Here is a 14,634-nt window from a genome sequence, read left to right as displayed (position 1 = left end):
AATCATTTTGCGACGCGAAATGTCGCGCGTTCATCGGTAGCCGGTCAATGTTACAGTTTGGTATTCCGGGCAGTTCAGGAATTCAAAAAGCCGAACATTGGCTCAAGCCGCTCGAAGGTGCGATCCATCGCATAGGCGCCGATGAAGAAAAGGGACAGATGGCCGTATGTCAGCGAGATCTGCGACTCCGCCGCCATCTCTCCCTCCTTGGCAACCCCGGCGACGTAGATGGCGGAAGCCAGTCCCGTACGGTCGGCGCCGGCCTTGCAGTGGATGAGCATCGGCTTGGGGGCGGCGGCCATGATCGCCATCAGCTGGCGTCCTTCCTCGACCGACAGCTCCTTCGTTGCCGACATGCGGAAATCGATATGCTTTATGTTGAGGCCCTTTGCTGCGGCGACTTCGTTGTCGTACCAGGCCTGGCCGCTGCTGTCGCCGCGCAGGTTCAGTACGGATTTGATGCCGTATTCCTTGGCGAGTTCGCCAAGCTTTGCCGGCGAGGGCTGGGCGGAACGGTAGACCTGGCCTTCGACGACCGCATGCACGTTGGTCGAAAGCTGCAGGTAGCCGAGATAGAGGCCGGTCACGACGAGCAGCAGAAGCGTCAGCCGTACCAGCGATCGAAGGCTCGGCGGCGCGTACAAGCGACGAGGAGAAATGCCCATAGTTCCCATCCGGTTGTCAGTCATCCAGCTTGGAGAACGTCAAGATGGCTTTTTCATGCCTTGGCCGCCGTCTCAAATCAGGCGCAGGCCCTTGAGGCTCGCTTGTCCGTCCTTGCCGATGATGATGTGATCGTGAATGGCAATGCCGAGCGGCTTTGCGGCATCGATAATCATCTTCGTCATGTCGATATCGGCGCGCGACGGCGTGGGATCGCCCGAAGGGTGGTTGTGCACCAGAATCAGCGCCGTTGCCGAAAGCTCGAGCGCCCGCCGCACCACCTCGCGCGGATAGACAGGCGTGTGGTCCACGGTCCCCTGTCCCTGCACCTCGTCTGCAATCAGCGCATTGCGCTTGTCGAGGAAGAGAATGCGGAACTGCTCGCGCGTCTCGTGCGCCATGGCCGCATGACAATACTGTACGACCGACGACCAGGAGGACAGCACCTGCTTGCCCTTGAGTTCGCTCTTCAGCGTGCGATGGCCAATGGTGGATATCAGCTTCAGATCGAGCGCCACCGCCTCTCCGACGCCCTTGACCTCCTGCAGCAGCGCTGCCGGCGCGCCGAAGACGCCGGCAAGCGAACCGAAGCGATCGATCAGCGCCTTGGCGATCGGTTTGGTGTCGCGGCGGGGGATCAGCCGGAAAAGCAGGAGTTCGAGGATTTCGTAATCGGCAAGCGCCGTATCGCCATGGTCGCGGAAGCGATTGCGCAACCGCTCGCGATGGCCGTGATAGTGCTCCTGCCCGGCGGGCAGGGCGGCCTTCGGCACGGAAGATGCCGCCTTTGCCGGCTGAGCGAAAAACGCCCGTTCGTCCGCAGCGATATCCTCGTCCATGTCGAAAGGCAGCTTGTCTTCGCCAGCCTGCGGAACGGGGCTCTTCGCCATGGAGACCGTCACCCGTTCAGCGGCGGCAGGCCCGGCCGGTCGAGGCCGGCCGGCGACAGCGTGAAGATCTCGCAGCCGTTGGCGGTCACGCCGATCGTATGTTCGTATTGGGCAGACAGCGAGCGGTCGCGCGTCACCGCGGTCCAGCCGTCTGCCAGCACTTTCACATGCGGGCGGCCGAGATTGATCATCGGTTCGATGGTGAAGATCATGCCCTCGCGCATTTCCGGCCCTTCGTTGGCGCGGCCGTAATGCAGGATGTTCGGCGAATCGTGGAAAAGGCGGCCCACACCATGGCCGCAGAAATCGCGCACGACCGAGCAGCGCTCGGCTTCGGCATAGGTCTGGATCGCTTCGCCGATCGCGCCGGTGCGGGCGCCGGGGTGAACGGCGGCAATGCCACGCATCAGCGACTCGTAGGTCACTTCCAGCAGCCGTTCGGCGGCGCGCTTGATCTGTCCGACCGGATACATGCGGCTCGAATCGCCGTGCCAGCCGTCGACGACGAAGGTCACGTCGATATTGACGATGTCGCCGTCGCGCAGCGGCTTGTCGTCGGGAATTCCGTGGCAGACCACATGATTGATCGACGTGCAGGTGGATTTCGTATAGCCGCGATAGTTCAGCGTCGCCGGATAGGCGCCGTGATCCATACCGAATTCGAAAACGAAGCGGTCGATTTCATTGGTTGCGAGGCCCGGCTTGACGATATCGGCAAGCGCATCGAGGCAGCGTGCGGTCAGCTGGCACGCATTGCGCATTCCCTCGAATGCTTCGGGGCCGTAAAGCCTGATGGCGCCGGTATTTTTGGGCGGCGCGGTTGCGGCTTCGATATAGTTCACCATTGCAAGGCCTTAGCAGAAATTGTCGTCTCTTTTCATAATGCAGCTATGCCGGGTTCGTCCATCGGGATCAACCGCATGGGCAAGATTTCTCGGGCGTGTCGGATCGGATGAAAGGGTGCCGCCGGGCCGCCCACCGGCTTCACGGGAGCTGCGGACCATCAGTATCCACAGTCTTGTCAATGAGATAGGATTGTGGGCGGAAAATTCCACTGTTACTCACCGATTGGTGACAGACCGGGGTTGACCGAATGCTGAATGAAACTGCCGTGGCCGCGCTCGAACAGACGGGTGCAGCCGAGCCTGAGAAGCGTATCCGCGACAGGGGCGCCACCGAGCGCGCCATTCTGAAGGCGGCCAAGAACCTGCTGGCGGAAGAGGGGTTCCAGAATTTCGGCATCAATGCGGTGGCCCGCCGCGCCGGCTGCGACAAGCAGTTGATCTACCGCTATTACGGCGGCCTCGACGGACTCGTCGAAGCGATCGGCGCCGATCTGGGCAGCTGGGTCAAGGACCGCATTCCCGAGGATACCGGCGGCATGTTCCTCCTGACCTATGGCGACCTGATGGAGCGGCTGTCGCTGCTATTTCTCGAAGCGTTGCGCGACGATCCGCTGATGCGCCGCATCGTCGCCTGGGAGGTCTCGGAAAATACCGAGCAGGTGAGGCGTCTTTCCGAAGCGCGTTCGAAAGCGCTCGGACTGTGGCTTGACCGCATGCGCGGTTCGCTGGCGCCGCCGAAGGGTGTCGATACCGCAGCCGTCAACGCCCTGATCTTCGCTTCGATCCAGCATCTCGTGCTTGCGGCCGCCGCCGGCGGGCAATGCGCGGGCCTGGTTCTGAAGAACGGCAAGGATTGGGAAAAGGCGGCAACCGCGCTGAAGCGGCTGGTGCGGGGCGTCTACGGCTAAGGCCTGCCGCGCAGGAAATGTGCCGCGGCTTTGCGACATGCACATGCGAAAACGGGAGTCTGAGGGGCGGGCGTCTCTGCGCGATGGCAGCGCGCTTCAGGCAATCCACAGCCTCCGCGTCCTCGTTAACCTTAACAATTGGTTTACGTTGCGTGGCACTGGTTAACTCGCCAGTGTGCCCCACATGAGAGATGAACGAGTGTGGACCCGAGTTCAGTGATGGGAACCAGAGCAGCCAGAACCGCGTTGCTTGTTGCGGCGATGATGTTTTTCGCCGTACTGGCGCTGGATATCGCCGTGCCCACGCTCGTACTCTGCATCATGGCATCGTCGGTCTGGCTCGTGTCTCTTGATATGCCGGTCCTGCGCAAGCACGAAGGAGGAGCCGCATGAAGTGGTTTCTGATCTTCTGGGCCGGCCCGATCGTCTTCCTGGCGGGTTGGTACTGGCTTTCCTACTACGATCTGAATTTCGGCATCTTCATGCTGACCCGGCAGGTCCATGACCTGACCTTCGAGATTTACGGCAAGGCGCTCGGCCTGCCGCCGCAGGAAATTCCGCCGCTCGTCGCCCGCGCCATTGCCGTCGACAGCCTTGTCGTCTTCGCCGTCATGGGCTTCCGCAAGCGCCGCCAGATCGCCGGCTGGTGGAAGGCGCGTCACGCCTGCGTGTCGTCAGCCGATCTCGCCAGCAAGGAAAGCCTGTCGAGCGCTCCCTGAAGGATGAAACTCGCCGCTGCCGAATCGATGCGTTCGGCGCGTTTTGCCCGCGAGACATCCATTTCCAGCAAGGCCCGTTCGGCCGCCACGGTCGATAGCCGCTCATCCCAATAAATGAAGGGAATGGCGGTCTTCTGCTCCATGTTGCGCACGAAGGCCCGCGTTGCCTGCACGCGCGGTCCCGCCGATCCGTCCATGTTCATGGGCAGGCCGATGACGAAGGCCGCGACCTTCTCCTTCGCCGCGAAACCCAGCAGCGTCTCGGCATCGATCGAAAATTTCTCGCGCCTGATGACAGGGCGCGGCGTGGCAAAACGGCGCCCCAGATCGGACATGGCAAGGCCGATCGTCTTCGTGCCGAGGTCGAGGCCGGCAATTGCCTGTCCGGGGCCGAGCATTCCCGCCAGTTCCTCGATCGTCAGCACTGTCATTGCCCTGTCATCCCGTCAAAAGAAATTGAAGCTCCCACCGCTTTTCTTTGCGGCCATATCGGCTATGTCCTTAGAGCAATTCCAGAAAAAGTGCGAAACGGTTTTCCGACCGGAATTGTTTTAACCCATTCTGGCCCCCGAAATCGTCTTTTGCAGCACGTAATAAAGGAGACTTTTCATGAAGATCACCTGGCTTGGCCATTCTGCTTTCCGCCTTGAGACGAAAGCCGCCAAAATCCTGATCGATCCCTTCCTGACCTATAATCCGTCTTTCGCCGGCCAGGATATCAAGGAAGTGACCAGGGGCATCACCCATATCCTGCTGACGCACGGCCATGCCGACCATGTCGGTGATACCGTCGAGATCGCCAGGCAGACCGGTGCCGTCGTCCTCGCCAATGCCGACCTTGCGTCCTGGCTCGGCACCAAGGGTGTCGAGAAGCTCGAAATGGGCAATACCGGCGGCACTGTCCCGCTCGGCAGCTTCACCGCCACCTTCACCAATGCGCTGCATTCGTCTGCACAGACCACCGAAGACGGCGTTTCCCATTCGCTCGGCAGCGCCAACGGCCTGATGCTGCATTTCGACGACGAGCCGAGCCTCTTCCACATGGGCGATACGGACATCTTCTCGGATATGGCGCTGATCAACGAGCTGCACCAGCCCGATATCGGCATCGTGCCGATCGGTGATCGGTTCACCATGGGCGGCGCGGTGGCGGCCCTTGCCTGCCAGCGTTACTTCACCTTCAAGACGGCCATTCCCTGCCACTACGGCACCTTCCCGATCATCGACCAGACGCCGGAAAAATTCGTTGTCGGCATGGAGGCATCGAAGACGGAAGTGAAGGCGCCGAAGCCCGGCGAAAGCCTGTCGCTCTGATGTGTCAGCCCTCAAATCCCGGTGGGTTTGAGGGCAGGAATTCTGCATTACAGAAAAGGCAAACCCGTTGCACAGGACGGCCATGGTCTTTATAGCGGTAGGAAAATTCCTATCCGGAGAATGCCATGTCCGTCGATCTCGCCACCGTTAAGCGCGTCGCGCGCCTTGCCCGTATTGCCGTCTCGGAAGAAGAGGCAAATCGCATGGTCGGTGAGCTGAACGGCATCCTCGGCTTCGTCGAGCAGCTGTCGGAAGTCAATGTCGATGGCGTCGAGGCCATGACTTCGGTGACTCCGATGGACATGAAGAAGCGCGCTGACGTCGTCAACGACGGCAACAAGGCCGCCGATATCGTCGCCAATGCGCCGATCACCGACCACAATTTCTTCCTGGTGCCGAAAGTCGTCGAATAAGGCTTCGCCCGCCTCTTTCCGACCCTGTTGCCATTTTCAGATCTGAAGCGAAAACACGATGAGCGAACTCACCAGCCTGACCATTGCCGAAGCCCGCAAGAAGCTGCGCGCCAAGGAGATCACCGCGACCGAACTGACCGAGGCCTATATTTCGGCGATCGATGCGGCCAATGGCCAGCTCAACGCCTATATCAAGACAACGCCGGATCTCGCCCGTGTCATGGCGAAGAATTCCGACGAGCGCATCGCAGCCGGCAAGGCGGGCGACCTTGAAGGCATCCCGCTCGGTATCAAGGACCTGTTCGCCACCGTCGGCGTGCATACGCAGGCCTGCAGCCACATTCTCGACGGTTTCGAGCCGCGTTATGAATCGACCGTGACCCAGAACCTCTGGGACGACGGCGCCGTCATGCTCGGCAAGCTGAACATGGACGAGTTCGCGATGGGCTCCTCCAACGAGACCTCCTATTACGGCGCGGTTATCAACCCCTGGCGCGCCGCCGGCTCCAACCAGCAGCTCGTCCCCGGCGGCTCGTCCGGCGGTTCGGCAGCAGCCGTTGCCGCCCATCTCTGCGCCGGCGCCACCGCGACCGACACGGGCGGCTCGATCCGTCAGCCGGCCGCCTTCACCGGCACCGTCGGCATCAAGCCGACCTATGGCCGCTGCTCGCGCTGGGGCACGGTCGCCTTCGCCTCCTCGCTCGATCAGGCCGGCCCGATCGCCCGCGACGTTCGCGATGCCGCAATCCTCCTGAAGTCGATGGCAAGCGTCGACGCCAAGGACACGACCTCCGTCGATCTGCCGGTTCCGGATTACGAAGCCGCCATCGGCCAGTCGCTGAAGGGCATGAAGATAGGCATTCCGAACGAATATCGCGTTGACGGCATGCCGGACGAAATCGAATCCATCTGGCAGCAGGGCATTGCCTGGCTGAAGGACGCTGGTGCGGAGATCGTCAACATCTCGCTGCCGCACACGAAATATGCCCTGCCGGCCTATTACATCGTGGCCCCGGCCGAAGCCTCTTCGAACCTCGCCCGCTACGATGGCGTGCGCTACGGCCTGCGCGTCGACGGCAAGGACATCGTCGACATGTACGAAAAGACGCGCGCCGCCGGCTTCGGCCAGGAAGTCAAGCGCCGCATCATGATCGGCACCTATGTTCTGTCGGCCGGCTACTACGACGCCTATTACCTGCGCGCCCAGAAGGTTCGCACGCTCATCAAGCGCGACTTCGAAATCGCCTTCGATGCCGGCGTCGATGCCATCCTGACGCCTGCCACGCCGTCGTCTGCCTTCGGCGTTGCCGACGAGAACCTGGCTGCCGATCCGGTGAAGATGTACCTGAACGACATCTTCACGGTCACGGTCAACATGGCCGGCCTGCCGGGCATTGCCGTTCCCGCCGGCCTCGACCACAAGGGCCTGCCGCTCGGCCTGCAGCTCATCGGCAAGGCCTTCGACGAGGAAACCCTCTTCAAGACCGCCCATGTCATCGAACAGGCCGCCGGCAAGTTCACGCCGGCCAGGTGGTGGTAACGGACCTTACGATCCGCAAGATGACCGACGCCGACCGTCAAGCGGTCGGCGCTGTCGGTTTTGCCGCATCGGCAGCGAGCGATCCGCGCGAGGACAGCGACCGCGACCCTGATGTCATCGAGCGCGTGCGGCAGGAATTTGCGATCTTCGCCAATAAGACGGCAGGAGATATTGTCGTTGCCGAACTGGACCGCGAAGCCTCTCTGTCTCTGCGAATTGATGAAGGCGGAGCGTCTGGAAACGGCGCGACTCGAGACACATGCGAGCATATCGGTGCGATCCGTCTTTACGGGCGATGCGGTTTCAGCATCATTTGGCACGGCATCGAGTTTTCCGAGCGCATGGGTGTTCCGCTCGAAAAGGTCCAACTGGAGAAACGGCTGACCGATTGATGGCGGCGGCCCGAGGAGGTGTTATGGCAATTAATGATCTTGCACGATTGATCGAGGCCTTTGATCGCCTCGCCTCCGCCGGCTTCAAAATCGGTTCGGAGTGGGAAACGGTTCACGAAATCTGCCAGAACCACGAGGGCGAACAGCTGTTCGATTGGGGCCATGCCCTCTGCCACCGGGTCGAAGGCGACGACTGGAACGCCGGCTATTGGTATCGCCGTGCCGGCAAGACGGTCGGCGCCGGCACGATCGCCGAGGAGTGGGCGGCAATGCGCCCGGCGCTTTCTGAGAAGCTCTGAGCGTTCCGGCCGCACGGCGATGTCGCCGCGCGGCCGGGTTCTTGTCACACCCTATCTGTTGTCGAGTTGCGAGCGGACGAGGCGCAGCCCGCGTTCGGTGATCCGGTAGGGCTGGCCGGCGGAAGACTTGATGGCCTTCAGCCGTTTCAGCTTGCGGAAAAGTTCGAGACCGAAACCGGGATAGACCCAGCCGTCGCGGGTGAAGCAGCTGACGGCCTCGATTTTCCTGTTGTCGTCACGGGTAATTTCGATGCGGCCGCCCTGGGCCATAAGGTGCAGGATGCGCTGTTCCGCGCGTGAGATGTCCATTGCTGTTGATCCGGAAACGCGCCTTCATGAAGGCGCACGAAAACGATCTGGCGATCGGGCTTATCCGATACGCCGCGGCTTCGTTTTTCTGGCCCATGCGCGCGAGGCAGTGCTTGCGGGCAGGGGCCTTTACCGGGACTCAGACAGGTTAGACATAGACACCTCTTGAGCAATTCCAGCAAAAGCATGCAGCGGTTTTGCTTTGGGAACTGCGTGTAAACAAAGAGATAGGGTCGTTCCGCAGTTCGAAGAAAACGGAACGGCCCTATCGCGCTTTTTATCAGCAACCGCAATCCGGTCAAGCCGGTGCAGGGATAGGGAAAACGCCGAAGAAGTTGCGCTTTGGTCGTTTATCTTATTGGAGGGACTGGAAAAAAGCCCGACTCAATGGTCTACTCTTGGCTGTAACGCGGAGGTGCCATTGATCCACATTCGCAATGCCCGCGAAGGCGAAACGGAGCTCTTGGGCGAAATCGGCTTGCGCGCCTGGCAACGGGCGATGGCGTTGATCGGCGAATCGGATGCCATGACGGATGCAGCCCGCAACGCTTTCCGAACCTTCGTGGACAATAACTGGCTGACCATCACTGTTATCGAACAGAACGGGCAGGTTGCCGGCTGGGCTGCGCGCGAGGGGCTGGACGAGACCATTTCCGACTTCTGGATCGATCCGAGTTTCAACCGCCAGGGGCTGGGCAGCGCGCTGCTGGAACATATCGAGGCCGATATTTTCGAGCAGGGATTCGAGGAGGCAGCGATGCAGACCCATTCCGGAAATACGGAGGCGATCTCCTTCTTCCAGAAGCACGGTTATGCGATCCACTGGCTTTCGGTCGCCTATAATCCGAAGCTTGATCGCGACCTGCCGTCCGTCGGCCTCAGCAAGCATCTCGGCCCGCAGGAGCCGGAAGGCTACGGTCCGGGTTTCTAGGCTGCCGAAAGCCTTGCACCGGCAGGCCATTTCCTTTACCTCACCAGTTGAAAAGAACAGCCTTCGAAGAGCATCTCATGACCATTGTCGACGTTCGCACGCCTGATCCGAAACGTTATATCCCCGGCGCCACCGGCGATTGGGAAGTCATCATCGGCATGGAAGTCCATGCCCAGGTGCTCTCCAATTCCAAGCTGTTTTCCGGCGCGTCGACGGAATTCGGCAAGCCGCAGAATTCGAACGTCTCGCTCGTCGATGCCGCCATGCCCGGCATGCTGCCCGTCATCAACGAGGAATGCGTCAAGCAGGCGGTGCGCACCGGTCTCGGCCTGAAGGCTCAGATCAACAAGCGTTCGCTCTTCGACCGCAAGAACTACTTCTATCCGGACCTGCCGCAGGGCTATCAGATCTCCCAGTACAAGGACCCGATCGTCGGCGAGGGCAAGATCGTCATCTCCCTCGGCCCGGATCGCCAGGGCCAGTTCGAGGATATCGAGATCGGCATCGAGCGCCTGCACCTGGAACAGGACGCCGGCAAGTCGATGCACGACCAGCATCCGACCATGTCCTACGTGGATCTCAACCGCTCCGGCGTGGCGCTGATGGAAATCGTCTCCAAGCCCGACATGCGCTCCGCCGATGAGGCCAAGGCCTACATGACGAAGCTGCGCTCGATCGTGCGCTACCTCGGCACCTGCGACGGCAACATGGACGAAGGCTCGATGCGCGCCGACGTCAACGTTTCCGTGCGTCGCCCGGGCGAGCCCTTCGGCACGCGCTGCGAAATCAAGAACGTCAACTCCATCCGTTTCATCGGCCAGGCGATCGAAGCCGAAGCCACCCGACAGATCGACATTCTGGAAAGAGGCGGTGAGATCGAGCAGGAGACGCGGCTCTACGACCCGAGCACGGGCACGACGCGCGCTATGCGCACCAAGGAAGATGCGCATGACTATCGCTATTTCCCCGATCCGGACCTGCTGCCGCTCGAATTCGACGACGCTTTCGTCAAGGAACTGGCCGACCACCTGCCGGAACTGCCCGACGACAAGAAGGAGCGTTTCGTCCGCGAGCTCGGCCTGTCGATCTACGACGCTTCCGTGCTCGTCTCGGAAAAGGCGATCGCCGACTATTTCGAAGCCGTCGCCGAAGGCCGTGACGGCAAGACGGCCGCCAACTGGGTTATCAACGATCTGCTCGGCGCCCTGAACCGCACCGGCAAGGGTATCGAGGAAACACCGGTTTCCCCGGCCCAGCTCGGCGGCATCATCGACCTCATCAAGGCCGAAACCATCTCCGGCAAGATCGCCAAGGACGTCTTCGAGATCATCCTCAACGAAGGCGGCGATCCGGCCGAGATCGTCGAGAGCCGCGGCCTGAAGCAGGTGACGGATACCGGCGCCATCGAAAAGGCCGTTGACGAGATCATCGCCGCCAACCCGGATCAGGTCGCCAAGGTCAAGGTCAAGCCGACGCTGGCCGGCTGGTTCGTCGGCCAGGTCATGAAGGCAACCGGCGGCAAGGCCAACCCGCAGGCCGTTCAGGCCCTCGTCAAGGCCAAGCTCGGCATCGAGGAAGAATAAGCCAGCGGTCTCGGCCAACAGCGCGAAGCGGTTTTCGGGGGCCGATGCCGCAAGGAGAAGGTCTTGGTCTATTTCGTCCGAACGGCGAGCGAACGCGATCTGGAGAAGGTCCGCACCCTGCTGGTCGAGAGCTTTCATGCGGCCTATGACGCAAGCCATGGCACTGCGAAGGTCAACGAACTGATCGCCCATCTGTTTTCGCCGGCTGCGCTGAAAGCGCGGCTGGCGAAGAAGAATGCCGAATTCCTCGTCGCCGACGACGGCCGGCATATCGGCGGCATGGGTTATGCGGCAATGTCGTCCGAGATGACGAAAACCGTCATGCTGCATCTCCTCTACGTGAAGCCGGATCTGCAGCGGCAGGGTATCGGCCGCGATATTTTCGCCGAACTCGAAACCTGTTTTCCGGATGCCGAGATCATGCGGCTGGAGGTCGAGGTTCAGAACCGGGAAGCCATCCGTTTCTATGAGCGGCTCGGCTTTGTCGAAGCCGGCCGCAACGAGAACAGCGGCCCGGGCCAGTCCGGCGTTCCGACGCTGGTTTTCGAAAAGGCGCTCGAGCTTCACTGACATGAAATCGGGCAACATCATCATCCGCGAGGCGCGTGAAGCCGACCTGCCGGCCCTGATCGCGATGTTTGCCGCCGATCCGCTCGGCGGCCACGGGGATACTGTCGATCCTGAAGCCTATCCGGATTATCTCAGCGCCTTTGCGACGATTGCGGCTTCGTCCGGCCAGACGCTTTATGTCGCGGAGCGGGACGCTGACGTTGTCGGTACCTTCCAGACGATGATTACCACCTCGCTGAACGCCCGCGGCTCATCCGCCATGATCATCGAGGCGGTGCAGACGCGTGCCGACATGCGCGGGCAGGGCATCGGCGCCCGGATGATCGAATTTGCCGTTGCCGAGGCGAAAAGTCGCGGCGTGCGGCTTGTCCAGCTGACATCGAATGCTGTGCGCAAGGATGCCCATCGTTTCTATGAGAGATTGGGTTTCAAGCCGTCGCATCTCGGTTTCAAGATGGCGCTGAAATGACCGCAGTTTCGGCGGGAATCACTGGACAATTCGGCTTGGCGGCGGCATAAGCGAAAAAGCCTATCTGCTTTCGTCCGCGTCCTGCGGCCACGAGGAAAAGACATGATCAAGTTCCTGCTTCACACCTTCACCTGGTGGAACAATTACACTTTCGGCACGCTGTTTGCCCTTCGCGGCTTTAAGCGCGTTGGTGAAGACGAGTTTGGCAATGTCTATTACGAAGGCGGTCTTTCCTCCTACGGCCTGCCGAAGCGCTGGGTGATTTACAAGGGTTATGCCGAAGCTTCGGCTATTCCTCCGGGCTGGCACGGCTGGATGCATCACCGCACCGACGTTCCGCCGTCCAAGGAAAATTACGTTGCCAAGGAATGGCAGAAGCCGCATCGCGCCAACCCCACGGGCTCACCGCAGGCATACCGCCCGCCGGGCTCGCTTTCGGTAGCCGGCGAACGTCCGCGCGTGACCGGCGACTACGACGCATGGACGCCGGGCAACTGAGCATCGGGCGCCCGATGGCGGGTTCTGCCCCGCGCTTTGGCCACAATTGACCTTTACCCGCAGGTTGGCCGCAATCGCTGCGGCCGTGAACCTGATATGTGCTGGAGACGGGTAGATATGAAGCTTTCCCTGCGAAACACGGTTCTGCCGGCGGCGGGAGCTGTATCGCTATTGGCGCTGTCCGCCGGGCTTCTTTCCAATCCGGCACAGGCTGCCCGCATCGACAATCCGGTTGCCGTCTTCTCCGGCCTCGACAAGATCACCGGGCGTATCACGACCTTTGACGTATATGTCAACGAAACGGTCCAGTTCGGCGCCCTGCAGGTCACACCGAAGGCCTGTTATTCGCGCGACCAGTCGGAAGCCCAGAAGATCGACGGTTTCGTCGAAGTTGACGAGATCACGCTGGACCGCAAGATCCGCCGCATCTTCACCGGCTGGATGTTTGCCGACAGCCCCGGTCTCAACGCCGTCGAACACCCGATTTATGACGTCTGGCTGAAGGACTGCAAACAGAATTCCGACGTGCCGCCGCCCGATAGCGCCGGCGCGAAGTAAAGGCGCAGGGCGTATTCGCCGCGTTCGCGATATCAGCTCTTGCCGCGAGGACGCCGGGCAATGTCGTGCGAAAGACCTCCGAAGCGACACTGCCCGCATGTAAGAACTATGCGCTGGGCGTCTTGTTGCCGGTGAAGAGCTTCTTTACAAGGCTGACCGCTCCGCCAAATAGCACGAAGACAAGGATCCAGGCCTTCTTCAGGAAAGCGGCGGCGATAGCCAGCAGGCCGACCTTCGCGGCCACCTTGGCGCCGGCACCGGCAGCGATCATGCCCGCCATCCCGTAGGCCGCGACCTTGTCGCCATCCACGTAATCGCTGTAGGCCATTCCATTGTCGAATTGCACGAGCTTGGTCACGGTCGGGACTGCGGTTTCGATTTCCTTCAGCTGCTCGAGGCCGGCAACGAAGTCGAACTGCAAGACGCCCTCGCGGCCCAGCGTGCGCACGGAATAGTTCAGGGTATGCTGCGTGTTTCCGTTTTCGTTGAACACCAGATCGCGCGCCCAGTGCAAGGCATGTGCGGCTTGGTCGTAATGCGGGGAAGAGGCCCAGCCAACGAGCGTCACCGTCGGAAAGCCCTGCTTCTGTCGCTCGGCATTGCTCTCCGCAATCGAGTCCTTGATGGACTGCAACAGCTCATCGTAGTCGATCGTCGCTGCGTCGGCATCGGAGACATAGCCATCGGCGCTGAATTCGACGACCGACCCCCATGATCCGACATCGGTCGGGGAATATTGTGCAGGAAACAACATGCCGAGCGCATCAGTCGCCGACGTCGGAGGGTTCCCCCATATGTCGACGAGCACGGTCTTCGTATCCTCGGGGCTGAGATAATAGAACCCCTCCGGCACGTTCAGCGTCGCCTTCGCAGCCGGCAGCCTGATTGCCCCCTGCTGGAAGTCGAGCTTCTCCAGGAGCGGCTTCTCTTGATCGGAGAAATCCGTTCGGTTTGGAAACATGTCCTGGTAAGGACGGGCATCGGCTGCGCCGGCAGCCATGGCGAGCAGGATCGCTGCCGCAAAATATCGCTTCAAGATTTCACCCTCCGTTGCGGTCCGACCTTAAACCGGTTGGCCGGAAAATCAACGTGAAGATGAAAAATTCAACCTTAAAACTTCAGGTGTGGCGATTCCATTGCTGCAGCGAGCAGCAGCGCATAGTCCGCCTTGGGTACGTCGATCGCCCCGAAGGTCTTCAGGTGCTCCGTCGTGAATTGCGTGTCGAGCAGCGTGAAATGCTGCTGCCGCAAACGCGCCACCAGATGCACGAGGCAGATTTTGGAAGCGTCGGTACGCCGCGAGAACATGCTCTCCCCGAAGAAGGCGGAACCGAGCGATACACCGTAAAGGCCGCCGACGAGTTCGTCGCCATCCCAGGCCTCGACGGAATGGGCATGGCCCATATGGTGCAGGGCCGTGTAGAGCGATTTGATCGTTTCGTTGATCCAGGTGCTCGGGCGGTCGGATGTTTCCTGCGCGCAGGCGGCAATAACGCCGGCGAAATTGCTGTTGAAGCGAATGTCGAAAGGCTTCTGCTTGATCGTCTTTCGGAGGCTTCTGGAAACGTGGAAGCGATTGTCGAGCGGCAAGACGCCGCGAACGTCAGGTTCGACCCAGAATATTTCCGGGTCGTCGGCGGATTCGGCCATGGGAAAGAGGCCGATCGAATAGGCGCGCAGGAGGATCTCAGGGGTAATGCCCGGTGATTTCCTGCGCGCTCCTGCCATTCCCG

Annotated in this window: 21 protein-coding genes; 14 read left to right on the top strand and 7 right to left on the bottom strand. The window is 60.9% G+C overall.

The window, feature by feature from the left end; genetic code table 11:
- Positions 1-74 precede the first annotated feature (74 nt).
- From ACU8HS_RS00590 to map, 3 genes are all read right to left on the bottom strand, one after another.
- Positions 75-665 (bottom strand): dual specificity protein phosphatase family protein, encoded by a 591-nt coding sequence (locus tag ACU8HS_RS00590; protein ID WP_112704884.1) that lies wholly within the window; start codon positions 663-665, stop codon positions 75-77.
- A 72-nt stretch (positions 666-737) separates the two neighbouring features.
- A complete protein-coding gene (radC, locus tag ACU8HS_RS00585; protein ID WP_112758160.1) occupies positions 738-1,553 on the bottom strand; it encodes a RadC family protein in 816 nt (271 codons plus the stop codon).
- Between the two features lie 8 nt (positions 1,554-1,561).
- Complete coding sequence (gene map, locus ACU8HS_RS00580; protein WP_112568173.1) at positions 1,562-2,398, bottom strand: type I methionyl aminopeptidase; 837 nt, start codon at positions 2,396-2,398, stop codon at positions 1,562-1,564.
- Positions 2,399-2,646: 248 nt separating this feature from the next.
- Between map and ACU8HS_RS00575 the strand changes: the two genes are divergently transcribed.
- The 3 genes from ACU8HS_RS00575 (at position 2,647) to ACU8HS_RS00565 (ending at position 4,025) form a co-directional block, all read left to right on the top strand.
- Positions 2,647-3,306, top strand: a complete 660-nt coding sequence (locus tag ACU8HS_RS00575) for a TetR/AcrR family transcriptional regulator (RefSeq protein ID WP_112568172.1) — start codon at positions 2,647-2,649, stop codon at positions 3,304-3,306.
- A gap of 219 nt (positions 3,307-3,525) precedes the next feature.
- Complete coding sequence (locus tag ACU8HS_RS00570) at positions 3,526-3,699, top strand: hypothetical protein (RefSeq protein WP_377310121.1); 174 nt, start codon at positions 3,526-3,528, stop codon at positions 3,697-3,699.
- On the top strand, positions 3,696-4,025 hold the full coding sequence (locus ACU8HS_RS00565) for a DUF6105 family protein (protein ID WP_112754335.1): 330 nt from the start codon (positions 3,696-3,698) through the stop codon (positions 4,023-4,025). Before ACU8HS_RS00570 ends, ACU8HS_RS00565 begins: the two co-directional genes overlap by 4 nt.
- On the opposite strand, the gene ruvX is transcribed toward ACU8HS_RS00565, so the two are convergent.
- Positions 3,965-4,456 carry a Holliday junction resolvase RuvX gene (gene ruvX / locus ACU8HS_RS00560; protein WP_112754337.1) on the bottom strand — a complete coding sequence of 164 codons (492 nt, stop codon included), beginning with the start codon at positions 4,454-4,456 and terminating at the stop codon, positions 3,965-3,967. The two genes, ACU8HS_RS00565 and ruvX, sit on opposite strands and share 61 nt — an antisense overlap.
- A gap of 178 nt (positions 4,457-4,634) precedes the next feature.
- Here ruvX and ACU8HS_RS00555 point away from each other — a divergent pair, with 178 nt between their 5' ends.
- From ACU8HS_RS00555 to ACU8HS_RS00535, 5 genes are all read left to right on the top strand, one after another.
- A complete protein-coding gene (locus ACU8HS_RS00555; protein ID WP_112704882.1) occupies positions 4,635-5,339 on the top strand; it encodes a metal-dependent hydrolase in 705 nt (234 codons plus the stop codon).
- Between the two features lie 125 nt (positions 5,340-5,464).
- Positions 5,465-5,752, top strand: a complete 288-nt coding sequence (gene gatC / locus ACU8HS_RS00550) for an Asp-tRNA(Asn)/Glu-tRNA(Gln) amidotransferase subunit GatC (RefSeq protein WP_112568168.1) — start codon at positions 5,465-5,467, stop codon at positions 5,750-5,752.
- 58 nt (positions 5,753-5,810) lie between these two features.
- On the top strand, positions 5,811-7,292 hold the full coding sequence (gene gatA, locus ACU8HS_RS00545; protein ID WP_112568167.1) for an Asp-tRNA(Asn)/Glu-tRNA(Gln) amidotransferase subunit GatA: 1,482 nt from the start codon (positions 5,811-5,813) through the stop codon (positions 7,290-7,292).
- A 20-nt stretch (positions 7,293-7,312) separates the two neighbouring features.
- Positions 7,313-7,684, top strand: a complete 372-nt coding sequence (locus ACU8HS_RS00540; protein ID WP_447015220.1) for a GNAT family N-acetyltransferase — start codon at positions 7,313-7,315, stop codon at positions 7,682-7,684.
- Between the two features lie 23 nt (positions 7,685-7,707).
- Positions 7,708-7,983 (top strand): hypothetical protein, encoded by a 276-nt coding sequence (locus ACU8HS_RS00535; RefSeq protein WP_112704880.1) that lies wholly within the window; start codon positions 7,708-7,710, stop codon positions 7,981-7,983.
- 51 nt (positions 7,984-8,034) lie between these two features.
- Here ACU8HS_RS00535 and ACU8HS_RS00530 read toward each other — a convergent pair whose 3' ends face one another.
- Positions 8,035-8,292: a YjhX family toxin gene (locus tag ACU8HS_RS00530; protein ID WP_112704879.1), complete on the bottom strand. Its 258-nt coding sequence runs from the start codon at positions 8,290-8,292 to the stop codon at positions 8,035-8,037.
- Positions 8,293-8,713: 421 nt separating this feature from the next.
- Here ACU8HS_RS00530 and ACU8HS_RS00525 point away from each other — a divergent pair, with 421 nt between their 5' ends.
- From ACU8HS_RS00525 to ACU8HS_RS00500, 6 genes are all read left to right on the top strand, one after another.
- A complete protein-coding gene (locus tag ACU8HS_RS00525) occupies positions 8,714-9,223 on the top strand; it encodes a GNAT family N-acetyltransferase (protein ID WP_112568162.1) in 510 nt (169 codons plus the stop codon).
- 77 nt (positions 9,224-9,300) lie between these two features.
- Entirely contained in the window at positions 9,301-10,806 is a 1,506-nt protein-coding gene (gatB, locus tag ACU8HS_RS00520) for an Asp-tRNA(Asn)/Glu-tRNA(Gln) amidotransferase subunit GatB (protein ID WP_447015219.1), read from the top strand.
- A gap of 63 nt (positions 10,807-10,869) precedes the next feature.
- The gene (locus ACU8HS_RS00515; RefSeq protein WP_112568158.1) at positions 10,870-11,376 is read left to right on the top strand and encodes a GNAT family N-acetyltransferase; all 507 of its coding nucleotides are present in this window, start codon (positions 10,870-10,872) and stop codon (positions 11,374-11,376) included.
- Between the two features lies 1 nt (position 11,377).
- Positions 11,378-11,845, top strand: coding sequence for an N-acetyltransferase family protein (locus ACU8HS_RS00510; protein WP_447015218.1), 468 nt, complete (start codon positions 11,378-11,380; stop codon positions 11,843-11,845).
- Between the two features lie 102 nt (positions 11,846-11,947).
- A complete protein-coding gene (locus ACU8HS_RS00505) occupies positions 11,948-12,343 on the top strand; it encodes an NADH:ubiquinone oxidoreductase subunit NDUFA12 (RefSeq protein WP_112568154.1) in 396 nt (131 codons plus the stop codon).
- Positions 12,344-12,460: 117 nt separating this feature from the next.
- Positions 12,461-12,901 carry a DUF2155 domain-containing protein gene (locus tag ACU8HS_RS00500; RefSeq protein ID WP_112704878.1) on the top strand — a complete coding sequence of 147 codons (441 nt, stop codon included), beginning with the start codon at positions 12,461-12,463 and terminating at the stop codon, positions 12,899-12,901.
- Between the two features lie 106 nt (positions 12,902-13,007).
- Here ACU8HS_RS00500 and ACU8HS_RS00495 read toward each other — a convergent pair whose 3' ends face one another.
- Together ACU8HS_RS00495 and aat are read right to left on the bottom strand one after the other, a co-directional pair.
- The gene (locus ACU8HS_RS00495) at positions 13,008-13,937 is read right to left on the bottom strand and encodes a DUF2167 domain-containing protein (RefSeq protein WP_447015217.1); all 930 of its coding nucleotides are present in this window, start codon (positions 13,935-13,937) and stop codon (positions 13,008-13,010) included.
- A gap of 74 nt (positions 13,938-14,011) precedes the next feature.
- A complete protein-coding gene (aat, locus tag ACU8HS_RS00490) occupies positions 14,012-14,629 on the bottom strand; it encodes a leucyl/phenylalanyl-tRNA--protein transferase (protein ID WP_112754342.1) in 618 nt (205 codons plus the stop codon).
- Positions 14,630-14,634: the final 5 nt, after the last annotated feature.

Source organism: Rhizobium sp. KDH_Rht_773_N (genome assembly GCF_052946295.1).
This window is presented reverse-complemented; position numbering and strand designations above follow the sequence as displayed.

Bases quoted from the DNA above. Each gene is read 5' to 3' on its own strand.
- ACU8HS_RS00510 (WP_447015218.1), top strand. From the start codon at position 11,378: ATGAAATCGGGCAACATCATCATCCGCGAGGCGCGTGAAGCCGACCTG.
- ACU8HS_RS00555 (WP_112704882.1), top strand. From the start codon at position 4,635: ATGAAGATCACCTGGCTTGGCCATTCTGCTTTCCGCCTTGAGACGAAA.
- aat (WP_112754342.1), bottom strand. From the start codon at position 14,629: ATGGCAGGAGCGCGCAGGAAATCACCGGGCATTACCCCTGAGATCCTC.
- ACU8HS_RS00500 (WP_112704878.1), top strand. From the start codon at position 12,461: ATGAAGCTTTCCCTGCGAAACACGGTTCTGCCGGCGGCGGGAGCTGTA.
- ACU8HS_RS00590 (WP_112704884.1), bottom strand. From the start codon at position 665: ATGGGCATTTCTCCTCGTCGCTTGTACGCGCCGCCGAGCCTTCGATCG.
- ACU8HS_RS00570 (WP_377310121.1), top strand. From the start codon at position 3,526: ATGGGAACCAGAGCAGCCAGAACCGCGTTGCTTGTTGCGGCGATGATG.
- ACU8HS_RS00540 (WP_447015220.1), top strand. From the start codon at position 7,313: ATGACCGACGCCGACCGTCAAGCGGTCGGCGCTGTCGGTTTTGCCGCA.
- gatC (WP_112568168.1), top strand. From the start codon at position 5,465: ATGTCCGTCGATCTCGCCACCGTTAAGCGCGTCGCGCGCCTTGCCCGT.
- gatA (WP_112568167.1), top strand. From the start codon at position 5,811: ATGAGCGAACTCACCAGCCTGACCATTGCCGAAGCCCGCAAGAAGCTG.
- ACU8HS_RS00565 (WP_112754335.1), top strand. From the start codon at position 3,696: ATGAAGTGGTTTCTGATCTTCTGGGCCGGCCCGATCGTCTTCCTGGCG.
- radC (WP_112758160.1), bottom strand. From the start codon at position 1,553: ATGGCGAAGAGCCCCGTTCCGCAGGCTGGCGAAGACAAGCTGCCTTTC.
- ACU8HS_RS00535 (WP_112704880.1), top strand. From the start codon at position 7,708: ATGGCAATTAATGATCTTGCACGATTGATCGAGGCCTTTGATCGCCTC.
- gatB (WP_447015219.1), top strand. From the start codon at position 9,301: ATGACCATTGTCGACGTTCGCACGCCTGATCCGAAACGTTATATCCCC.
- map (WP_112568173.1), bottom strand. From the start codon at position 2,398: ATGGTGAACTATATCGAAGCCGCAACCGCGCCGCCCAAAAATACCGGC.
- ACU8HS_RS00505 (WP_112568154.1), top strand. From the start codon at position 11,948: ATGATCAAGTTCCTGCTTCACACCTTCACCTGGTGGAACAATTACACT.
- ruvX (WP_112754337.1), bottom strand. From the start codon at position 4,456: ATGACAGTGCTGACGATCGAGGAACTGGCGGGAATGCTCGGCCCCGGA.
- ACU8HS_RS00530 (WP_112704879.1), bottom strand. From the start codon at position 8,292: ATGGACATCTCACGCGCGGAACAGCGCATCCTGCACCTTATGGCCCAG.
- ACU8HS_RS00575 (WP_112568172.1), top strand. From the start codon at position 2,647: ATGCTGAATGAAACTGCCGTGGCCGCGCTCGAACAGACGGGTGCAGCC.